Raw genomic sequence first — 10,932 nt, 5'->3', positions numbered from 1 at the left:
CTGGAATCCAGATCCATAAGAAACCACGGCCGTCCGGCCTGATGAAGGGCGGCCTTCTTTCTTTTCTCGTCGTAGATAATCCAGTTCTCCGCCGGCATGCGGTCTGCAAAATGAGGGGCGATTAAGACCAGCACATCATTCTTTGGACCGATCCGGCTGACCAGCATGTCCTCATCCATCTGGATAAACCGCAGAAACTCCGTCTCCAGATGCGCCTCGTTGTCAAGATTCCGGCACATATCGAATATCTGGAATACCTCGGGCAGCTGGAGGCTCTGGGTGATGCCTGCTCCCTTCTGGAACCCCCGGATCAGGAAACGGTAGATATGATCCGCCTTCTCTCCGTTCCGGCTCAAGGAGGCCTTGTAGATGGCTTCATACGCTGCTTCCGATATTCTGGTCCGCACCGACCGGATCACCTTTTCCACCTTTTCCTCGTCGGGTATGACGTCAATGTAATCACAGAACAGTTCCATGGTACTGTATTGGCCCGCCGTCTCCAGTCTCACATTGGAATGGCCCTTCCGGCTCATCCATGCGTCATACACACCGGTTAAAATCCCTTCAAAGCTATCTTTACACGTATAAACCGTCATATCACTCACATACTCCCTGTTACTACTGAATACCGGTCCACCGGGGCCGGGGCCATATTAAGCTTCATATCATCGAACAGCGACAGCTGGCGGTAAGCCCCCTGCTGGCTGATATCCCATACTGCACGGCGCTCATCCCCGACTAAGTGGCTGGTAATGTAATCCTCATCCATCCTGGTCGGATACATCATCCGGCCGGAACACGTAATAAAATACATGGCTCTCTTCAGTACGACCCCCATCTTCTTTAAGGATTCGAAGTCCAGCAGGCCCTGCCTTCTGGCCGCAATGATTCGTTTTACGGATTTCACTCCCATTCCCGGTACCCGCAAAAGCGTATAGTAATCGGCACGGTTGATCTCTACCGGAAACAGTTCCAAATGGCGGAGCGCCCAGTCACACTTGGGATCCAGAAACACATTGAAATTCGGCCGGTCCTCTGTCAAAAGCTCCGATGCCTTAAAGCCGTAAAACCGCAGGAGCCAGTCCGCCTGATAGAGCCGGTGTTCCCGCAGAAGCGGCGGTCCGCCCGGAAGTGCCGGAAGGCTGGAATCCTCGTTGACCGGGACGAAGGCGGAATAGAAAACCCGCTTTAAATCATAGTTCTGATAGAGCGCCTCCGCCACCATCATCATCTGATAATCATTTTCCGGCGTCGCGCCCACGATCATCTGTGTACTCTGTCCCGCAGGCACGAAGGAGGGCGTCCTTTTATATTCCATCAGTTCGAACTTATTCGCGGTTATGCCACGCTGAATCTGTCTCATGGGAGTCAGTATCTTGCTTCTGCTCTTTCCGGGAGCCAGCTTTTTTAAGCCTTCCGCGGTCGGCAGCTCCAGGTTTATGCTCATTCGGTCTGCCAGAAATCCTACTTTTTCAATTAAAACCGGGTCGGCCCCCGGAATTGCCTTTACGTGGATATAGCCATTAAAGCGGTATACCTCTCTCAGCTTCTTTAAGGTCTGGTAAATCAAATCCATGGTGTAATCCGCGCTGTATAAAATTCCGGAACTCAAAAACAGCCCCTCAATATAATTCCGCCTGTAAAACTCCATGGTCAATGTACAGACCTCGTCCGGTGTAAATGCGGTCCTTACCACGTCATTGGAACAGCGGTTGATACAATATTTGCAGTCATAGATGCACTGGTTGGTGAAGAGTATCTTCAAAAGGGAGATGCATCTTCCGTCTCCCGCAAAGCTGTGACAGAGTCCGGCTGCAACCGTGTTGCCAAGCATCCCTGCCTTACCTTTTCTGTCAACGCCGCTGGAGGTGCAGGCCACATCGTATTTGGCAGCGTCGGAAAGGATCTCCAGTTTTTCCTGTATACTTAAATCTTCCTGAATCAGCATAGGTCACCTCGAACATATGTTCTTTTTCTTTTATTTTAGCATACTGTAAAGAATATATCAAGTATTTTCGAATATATGTTCGGGCAATAATTTAAACAGGCTCAGGAGATTTTGGGAAACGGCGTTATACAGATCATTTGTACGAATCATTATTTATTTGTACTCTATGTTATTCTTTTATCTTTATTTTCTATCTTCGTATCGCTTTCTATCCCGTTACACAAAACAAAAAAAACGGCTTCCTCCGGCGCCTGAATTCCAGCGCCGGAGAGCCGTCCACACCGCATAAGCGGTTGTATTTTCCATTACTTCATAACATCACAGTATTTCCTTTTATTCCGCATATCCTTCCGGATTATTCTTCTGCCAGTTCCAGGAATCACGGCACATGTCCTTTAAATCGCGTTCCGCCTTCCAGCCCAGCTCGCGTTCTGCCTTTGCCGGATCGGCGTAGCACTGAGGTACATCGCCCGCTCTCCTCGGCTTGAACTCGTAAGGAACCTTTAAATCATTGGCTTCCTCAAAGGCATGAATAACGTCGAGAACGCTGTATCCGCAGCCGGTTCCCAGGTTGTAGATCAATACGCCGCCCTTTTCGCCTTCCATCTTCTTAAGCGCCTTTACGTGGCCATCCGCCAGATCCACAACGTGAATATAATCCCTGACACACGTTCCATCCGGGGTATCGTAATCATTTCCGAAGACACCGAGAGATTCCAGCTTGCCGACTGCAACCTGGGTGATATATGGAAGCAGATTGTTCGGAATTCCCTTCGGGTTCTCACCGATTCTTCCCGATTCATGAGCTCCGATCGGATTGAAATAGCGCAGAAGCATGACATTCCACTCCGGATCGGCCGTATGTAAATCGGTCAGAATCTGCTCCAGCATTCCCTTTGTCCGGCCATATGGATTGGTGATCTCTCCCTTCGGGCACTCTTCCGTGATCGGAACAAATGCAGGATCACCATATACGGTCGCGGAGGAACTGAATACAATGCTTTTTACGCCGTGTTCGCGCATGACATCACAGAGCACGAGTGTACCGGTAATATTGTTGTGATAGTATTCCAGCGGTTTGTAAACAGATTCTCCCACTGCCTTAAGGCCTGCGAAATGGATCACCGCGTCGATCTTCTGCTCCTTAAAAATACGGCTTAACGCTGCTTTGTCCAGCAGATCAGCCTCGTAGAATGCAAGCGTCTTTCCCGTAATCTCCTGTACACGTTCCATGGATTCCTCACAGGAATTACAGAGATTATCCACTACTACCACCTCATAGCCTGCCTTTAAAAGCTCCACGCAGGTGTGGCTTCCGATGTATCCGGCTCCGCCAGTAACTAAAATTGCCATTGTCATGTCCTCCTTCTAAAATTGTCTACGGTTATTATAGCAGTCTGAACCGGAATAACAATGCAGATTTCTTTGAAAAACCTATAGATTTTTTCTATTTTTAAAATGCAAACGTGTGCGGCTCTCTCCCGGCCGGAAGACTGCCGCCCGCGGTACTGCTGTCTTTATGGCTCGAAGACGCGGTCTCCTTCCAGGATATCATTGCAGACGTATCCCTCCATCTCCATATACTGGACCGTGTAGGGATAATCGTCCCCTGCTCTGTTTACCAGATAAAACTGGATAGCCGGCGGATCTGTTTCCTCTGTCTTCCAAGTTCCCGTAATCTTCACATGGTTCTCATCGACAGGTTCCGGCTCCGAAAAAGTAAAGCTGCCGTCAAATGCTCCTTCTATGTGAAATATGACAGCGTCATCCTTTTCGTCGGGCACGATAAATCCGGCCATGGATTCCGGTATGGCAGGCAGCTCTGTTTTTCCTTCAAAAAGGACGGACATATACTCCTTCAGCTTTCCCGTCTTCACGGAAACTTCCGTCTCTCCCTGCGCTGCTCCGGTCCCCGCGATGCCGTAGAGACACCACCACGCAAACGAATTATCAGCCGTATTATAGACCATCCGCTTCTCCGATGCAGTCCAGACCATCCCTTTTAAGACGGTTTCCTGCAGCTTCAGAGAGTCCAGTGACGTCCGGCTTTCAGCCTCCGCGGCACCATTTTCGCTGCTGCCATTTACATGATTCACCGGTTCTGCCGACATCTCTTTGTCTGACGGAGAGGTCTCTTCCTGAATGCCGGATGAGGTTGTCTCCGCATTCTCCTCCTGGCTGCTTTTCGCAGAAGTCGGGGCCGTCTGTCCTCCTGTTGGTCCATTCTCCTGTGCCGCGTGTCCGGAGGCGCAGCCGCCTGACGCAAGAACGCACACAAGAGCCGCGGCTATAAGGGCCGTCCTGGGCCTGTTCATACCTGTCATACATTTCCTCACTTTCCCAGGGCGTAAATACGCCTTGTATCGTACCTGAAGAACGGACTACTCGTCCCATTCTTTCCATATCTCCGGCCGGTATCCCACAGTCGCCTTTTTCCCATTCCGAACCACGGGAGTCTTTATAACCTGGGGATTCAGCAGAAGCTTTTCCTCCCGGTCCTCAGGTGACAGATACTTTAAGAGAGCCAGCAGATCCTTGTCTTTGCAGTTTTCGTCGATCAGCGCTTCCACGCCTCCAACCGCCTGCTTTACATTGGTAAACTCTCCTTTGCTCATGCCCTTTTCCGCCATATCGATCATCTGAACGCGGATATTCCGTTCCTTAAAATACCGCTCTGCCTTCTTCGTATCAAAACACTTCTTTTTTCCGAATATCTGTATGTTCATCCGTCAAGCCTCCACCACAAATTTTCCTCTGTCTTCCACTTCTTAAAGCCGCATCTGCCCAGTACACGTATGGAGGCCAGTCCGTCCGGCTCGGTCTCCGCGATCACTGCGCGCACCTCTTCCTGCTCCAGCGCCCACCGGCACATGGCTCCGACCGCTTCCGTCATATAACCCTTGTGCTCATATTTCAGTCCCAGGCCGTAACCGATCTCCACCAGGCCTTCCGGATCCGGTACGTTTTTAAAATCTGCGGATCCTACGACCACACGGTCTTCCCTGCGCACCAGGAACCAGAAGGTGTGGTATACGTAATGCGCCTCATCCTTCTCGGTTATCCCGCACTGCCCTTCCACAATTTTCAGGAAAATACCTTCCATCGGCTCAGCATCATAGACAACACCGAGTTCCGACTCCAGCTCTGCCATATCAGTAACCCAAAGCCTTAGTTGATCCGGTGTCAGCGGAATCAACTGAAGCCGTTCTGTCTCTATCATCAATTTCCTTTTCCTCCATCCTGTATCTCCAGTGTTTCGTATTTAAGCATTCATCATACCATAAACACAAAAATTGCGAAAGACCCCATCCAGCATTTCCCGCACAGCCCGACATTCTCCTGCTGTTCTGCCTCCAAAAGCCCGGTGATCCGAATTCTTGCGCCGGAGCGCGGCTGCTTCAGCAGCCAAACCTCCTCAGCACGAAGTGCGCCTTCTGCCCGGAGGGCTTTTTGTGTAACAGGAACACTTTTTTATTGCACAAAAAATCCCCGCCGCTTTGAATCTCCGCACAAGCGGTTCAGCCAAGCCGGCGGGAACATTCTATTTTGAGGCTTCCGGTTCCAGGCAGTCTATCCCATAAGGAAGACTGCCAGTAAATATCCCAGTGTCAGGCAAAGCCCGATACAGAACAGCATCAGGCCAAAGGAAAAGCTTTCTTCGACCAGCTTTCCGGTCCGTTTCAGCTCCTCCTCCGCCTCTATAAAACGTGGAATTGCAGACGTACGGTCCGTTTTGATGTTCCTTCCCCGCCGGCCTTTCCATGCCGCTATTTCATCCGCCATACCTCCAAGGATGTAGGCGAGTCTGTCATTTTCCCTTATTTTTACGGTTCCCGGCAGCTGTCGGTGAGTCGTCTTTCTCGCAAGCAGAATCAGGCCGTCGACGAATGAATCCATGGCCCGGCAGACTACGGAGGATACCGCCAGAAATACAGTCACCACCGTGGAGACGAGATACCGGTCGACCAAGGCGCATACCGTACCGCAGATTCCAGGCAAAACATGCAGAAGAAGCGGCCGGTAGACCAGATTCTCCAGATCAAGCCAGGACGGCAGGCGGTCTGCATAAATAACTGTGCCCCGTTCATCCTTTTTCATCAATAGCAAACGTACGACGACGGCATAGAGCACGATGCCGATTCCAATGGAAATGACTCCGCCCTTTAGATTTCCCAGAGAAAAATAAGCCACGGAATGAACCATCTCATCTCCCTGAAAAAAGGGTTCGCCTGCACCAGCGATCCGGTCCATGGTCAGATACGGTGTCATGCCCAGAAGTGGAATGAGCGCCGAACAGCCCACCAGCACGAAACGGCTGAGAGGGTTCATGCAGGATGTGGACATCGCGTCATACTTCGCCTGCTCGGTCGGATGTTTTTCCACAAATAGTGCGATAAACAGCTTCAGCATATAAGCCACGGTCATTCCTCCCGTCAGAAGAAACACCCATTCCGCCGCTTTCCAGAGTCCCGGATTCAGCAGAAGCGATGTGACGATGCCAGGCATTCCGGCGGAGGCAGAAGCCATTCCCGGATTCACCAAAACGGTGGCCCCCTCTCCCACGGCTTTCGCATACTCCACCATGCTCTCATGGAGCAGCGTCTTGCTCACATAACCGCTCCACAGCGGGATTCCACCAATTCCCAGGCTTCCCATGAGGAAACTGAAGCCAAGTGCCGGCTTCTTCCTGCCGAAACCGCGGATATCATTTAAATTCAGCTTATGCAGATTCATATACACCGCCCCGGCGCAGAGAAAGAGCACCAGTTTGAACAGCGAATGGTTGACCATGTGTAAAAATGTGCCCCGCACCGCCAGACCATTTTCTTCTCCCACGCTGGAAAGAAGAACTGCCAAGCCGATTCCCGTTAAAATGAATCCGATCTGAGAGATGGACGAACACGCCAGCGTCCTCTTTAAATTTACAGACAGCAGCGCCAGAAGCGCCCCCATAAACATGGTCACAAGCCCCAGCACGGTGAGGAGAAGCCCCCAGTTTCCATCGGAAAAGAACAGCCCCCCGGTAATCACAATGATTCCGAATACGCCGGCCTTCGTCAGTATTCCAGACAACAGCGCGCTGGCCGGTGCCGGTGCCACCGGATGGGCCTTGGGAAGCCAGATATGGAGCGGAAAGCAGCCCGCCTTGGCTCCAAAACCGAATAGAAGCAGTCCCCCCGCAGTATAAAGCTGTGCGGCAGGCGAAAGGTAACCGCCGCCGTTCTCCAGGGCTGCCCGCGCCGCCGGACCGATCAGATCCATATCCAGGGTCCCCGTCAGGTCATAGAGAAGGAACAGCCCCATGAGCATGGCAAGGCCGCCGATGACCGCCACAGCCAGATAGGTTTCCGCCGCCTTAAGGCTCTCCTTCTTCTCGTCGAATGCCACCCAGACATACGACGTAAAGGACATGATTTCGAAGAAAATAAAGGTGGTATACAAATCCGCAGACAGAAACACTCCCACGGTGGCAAAAAATGTCACCCATAAAAACACGTAGTATTTCCGGCGTTTCTCATAGTGAGCCATGTATTCCAGGGAAAATGCACCGCTGGCGGCCCACATCAATACAGCGATACAGGAATAGACCAGACGGAAGCCGTCCAGCTTAAAATGCAGTCCCAGCCCACAGAATCCGGGTATCGCCACATCAAACAGGGTCTTCATCCGGCCTCACCTCCTATCGCCGTAAGCAACTCCATCAGAGGCCCGGAATACAGGCCAAACACCAGCACTGCGGCCGCGAAGATCAGAAGCGGCACCATCATCATCCAGTTGGGATCGGTGTACGGTTCCTCTTTTACCGCGGCGGCCGCAGCCTTTGGAAAATACGCCCGCACCAGCACAGTAAGCATATAGACACCGGTCATCAGGGCCGAATAAAGGATCACAGCCGTTCCCAGATACGGGAGAATTCCCATTCTGCTGCCGCCTGCCAGAGCGAGACTGCCGCAGGCGAAGGCCGCTTCCGCAATGTTCCATTTGCTGATAAAACCGGCAAACAGAGGGATCCCCATGAGGGAAAGGCTGGCCACAGTCAGACAGCCGAACGTCAGCGGCATCTTCTTCGCCAGGCCGTCCACTTCATAGACGTATGTCTTTCCGGTCTGATGCATCACAGCTCCCGCGCAGAAGAAGGAACAGATCTTCATAAATGCGTGAAAGACCATGTGGCTTAAGGCGGCAGCCAGACCCAGAGGACTCATCATCGACGCTCCCAGCAGAATATACGACAGGTTGCTGATCGTGGAATACGCCAGACGGCGTTTCCAGTGAATCTCCTTGACTGCCATGGTAGAGCCGAAGATAATCGTCACCATGGCTGCGGCCATGACCACCCACTGTGCCTCGCTTCCCCGCAGGAATTCCGTTCCATAGCTGAAATAAGTGAATCGCAGTATGGCAAACGCACCGGATTTCACCACAGCCACCGCGTGCAGCAGGGCTGTCACCGGCGTAGGCGCCACGGTGGCCTTCGGAAGCCATCCGTGGCATGGAAATACGGCCGCCTTGACTCCGAAGCCGAAGAACGCAAGGATATAGACGAACAGCAGCGTTCCACGGTCGCCTTCAGCCGCAGTCAGGGACAGGACGCCGCCCGGAACAAATTCCGTGGTTCCCGTGGCTGAATATTTCAGCACGAAAATCAGGCCAATAAAGGCGAACGCCGCGCCACCGATGGAGTAATAGAGGTATTTGCGGCTCGCCCGCATGGCTTCCTTTGTCATGGGATGGAGCACCAGAGGGAAGGTGACCAGCGTCAGCAGCTCATAAAACAGATACATGGTGACTAAGTTGCCTGAGAACGCAATTCCGATCGTCACCCCATACGTCATCAGATAATAGGCAAAAAAGGAGGCCCGCCTCTTTTCATGCCTCATATATTCAAATGAATAAAGCGTTGCCAGAGGCCACAGAAACGCCACCAGGCCCGCGAATACCGAGCCCATGCGGTCCAGCTTAAACCGGACCGTCAGATTCCCGTAGAGCTTAAAGAGCACCAGACCATTATCCATGCCGCTTCTGCCGGCGATCAGCAGGGCCACCAGCAGGCTGTTTAAAAGCACCAGTCCTTCCACGACAATTTCCAGATGTCTGTATGTTCTCTCATCCCCGGCCCCATATCCGGAGGCGAGAATCGCCGTACCTCCCACGATCGGAAGGAGCGCCGGCACCGCCAGTAAGATTCCGTTCATACGCATTCCTCCGTCAAAGTACGGCCGCGGCAATGGATTCCAGCATAGCCAGGAACCGGCCCGGGAAGCAGCCGAAAAGCAGGGCCCCCGCCGTAAATATCAGTATCGGTACCATCATGCAGAGCGACGGTTCCCGTCCTATAAGCCCTCTTGCCTTTAATTCACTCTCATCAAAGTCTTCCCCCGGGAAGAACCCATGGATGGTGAGAGGAAGCAGATAACCGGCAGTGAGCAGCGCACTGATCAGCAGCACGGCTGGTCCCGCGATCGTCCACACTCCCGTTCCGGAGGCAAGAGCCCCGCACGCCAGATACCATTTGCTCACAAAGCCGCTGCAGGGCGGAATTCCGATCAGCGCCAGGGACAGAACCGTATAGCCGCCCAGCATCACCGGCATCACCCGGCCGAGACCGCGCATCTCTTCCACTCTGGTCCATCCGGTTTTAAATATGATGGCGCCGGCCGCCAGGAAGAGTCCGTTCTTGATCATGGAATGGAACACCACATGGGATAAGGCCCCCACAAATGCCGTCGGCTCCAAAAGACTCAGCCCGAACAGAATATAGGAGACCTGGCTGACCGTCGAATACGCCAGCCGTTTCTTTAAGACCGGTTCCTTATAAGCCAGCATGGAGCCCATAAATACGGTGAGCAGGGACAGGAGAATCCACATGGTCTGTACCCAGGTTCCGCGGAGAAGCTCCGGCCCAACGATATAATAGACCACCCGGATTACCGCCAGTACGCCCGATTTCGTAATCAGGCCCGACAGCACGGCACTGGCCGGCGCGGGAGCAACCGGATGAGCTGTAGGCAGCCATCCGTGCATGGGAAACATACCGGCCTTCGTTCCAAAGCCCAGCAGCATGCAGCACACCGCAGCCAGAAGGATTCCTTCCTTCCCGTCAAGGGACACACCTCCCAGCACACCTCCCGAAGTAAACGCCAGAGTACCGGAGATGCTGGCCAGAAAGAGGATCCCAAACAGCGCCAGGAAAGCGCCCGCCACAGAGTAAAATAAGTATTTGAGTCCCGCCATAACCGCCTCCTTTGTGAGTTCGTGAAGAACGAGGGGAAGCGATGTCAGCGTCATCAATTCGTAAAAGACGTACATGGTCACCAGATTGGCGGAAAAATCCAGTCCGATCAGCACTCCCAGGACGATTAAGTAAAACCCGAAGAACCGGTGTTCATCCCGTTCATGGGTCATATAGGTTATGGAATAGATCCCTACCAGAAGCCAGACCACCGCCGTCAGCACGGCAAAAAGCCTGCTGATCCCATCTACCCGTAATTCAATGGTAATGGTGTCAGTCAGCTTCCAGAGCGTAAGCCCGCCTCCCGACGCCACCGCGGCGAAGGCGCACAGCGCTCCCGCCGTCAGCGCAGCCACGACCAGGCACAGCATCGCTTTCCGGCTACTTCTGAGCCGTTTCACCGTCAGAAGCAGGATTCCTGCCGCAATCGGAATGAGAACCGGAAGCAGCAATATCACGTTTTGATCCATCTCTTGGTACATAAGGTTTCTGCCACTCAAAACATAAGGAAACTTACTCACAAGTTCCTTTACACTCCACAGTCGTAAATTCCCGAAATAGCCTTCGGTACAAACTTCGCCAGCGTAATTTTTCTTTGAGTGGACTCTCCTTTCTAAATTTTCATATTTAAGGCGGAGGATTTACAGCAATAGAGTAACGCTTATTCGAGCGTTGAAAGTCCGGCTGCAATCGCCTGAACGATCGGCTGGGTTTCAGTCCCAGAATCAGGTTCAGAAAGATGAAGCACAGG

Annotated in this window: 9 protein-coding genes; all 9 read right to left on the bottom strand. The window is 52.6% G+C overall.

Annotated features, from left to right (window positions below; all coding sequences use genetic code 11):
* Window positions 1-596 (bottom strand): TIGR03915 family putative DNA repair protein (locus ACLTD4_RS22755; RefSeq protein ID WP_412331579.1); only part of this gene is annotated, 596 nt, incomplete at its 3' end.
* A gap of 5 nt (window positions 597-601) precedes the next feature.
* Window positions 602-1,948, bottom strand: a complete 1,347-nt coding sequence (locus ACLTD4_RS22750) for a putative DNA modification/repair radical SAM protein (RefSeq protein WP_117624183.1) — start codon at window positions 1,946-1,948, stop codon at window positions 602-604.
* Window positions 1,949-2,281: 333 nt separating this feature from the next.
* Window positions 2,282-3,301, bottom strand: coding sequence for a UDP-glucose 4-epimerase GalE (gene galE, locus ACLTD4_RS22745; RefSeq protein ID WP_002604318.1), 1,020 nt, complete (start codon window positions 3,299-3,301; stop codon window positions 2,282-2,284).
* 164 nt (window positions 3,302-3,465) lie between these two features.
* On the bottom strand, window positions 3,466-4,272 hold the full coding sequence (locus ACLTD4_RS22740) for a hypothetical protein (protein WP_412331578.1): 807 nt from the start codon (window positions 4,270-4,272) through the stop codon (window positions 3,466-3,468).
* Between the two features lie 57 nt (window positions 4,273-4,329).
* Window positions 4,330-4,674, bottom strand: coding sequence for an arsenate reductase family protein (locus ACLTD4_RS22735; RefSeq protein ID WP_025530385.1), 345 nt, complete (start codon window positions 4,672-4,674; stop codon window positions 4,330-4,332).
* The gene (locus ACLTD4_RS22730; protein WP_117624185.1) at window positions 4,671-5,168 is read right to left on the bottom strand and encodes a GNAT family N-acetyltransferase; all 498 of its coding nucleotides are present in this window, start codon (window positions 5,166-5,168) and stop codon (window positions 4,671-4,673) included. Before ACLTD4_RS22730 ends, ACLTD4_RS22735 begins: the two co-directional genes overlap by 4 nt.
* A 350-nt stretch (window positions 5,169-5,518) precedes the next feature.
* Window positions 5,519-7,615, bottom strand: a complete 2,097-nt coding sequence (locus ACLTD4_RS22725; RefSeq protein WP_412331577.1) for a complex I subunit 5 family protein — start codon at window positions 7,613-7,615, stop codon at window positions 5,519-5,521.
* Window positions 7,612-9,144, bottom strand: a complete 1,533-nt coding sequence (locus ACLTD4_RS22720) for a complex I subunit 5 family protein (protein WP_117624187.1) — start codon at window positions 9,142-9,144, stop codon at window positions 7,612-7,614. Before ACLTD4_RS22720 ends, ACLTD4_RS22725 begins: the two co-directional genes overlap by 4 nt.
* 13 nt (window positions 9,145-9,157) lie before the next feature.
* A complete protein-coding gene (locus ACLTD4_RS22715; RefSeq protein ID WP_181988655.1) occupies window positions 9,158-10,651 on the bottom strand; it encodes a complex I subunit 5 family protein in 1,494 nt (497 codons plus the stop codon).
* Window positions 10,652-10,932: the final 281 nt, after the last annotated feature.

This window comes from Hungatella sp., from assembly GCF_046966825.1.
Note: the sequence above shows the minus strand (reverse complement) of the source record. Positions and strands in the feature narration are given on the sequence as shown.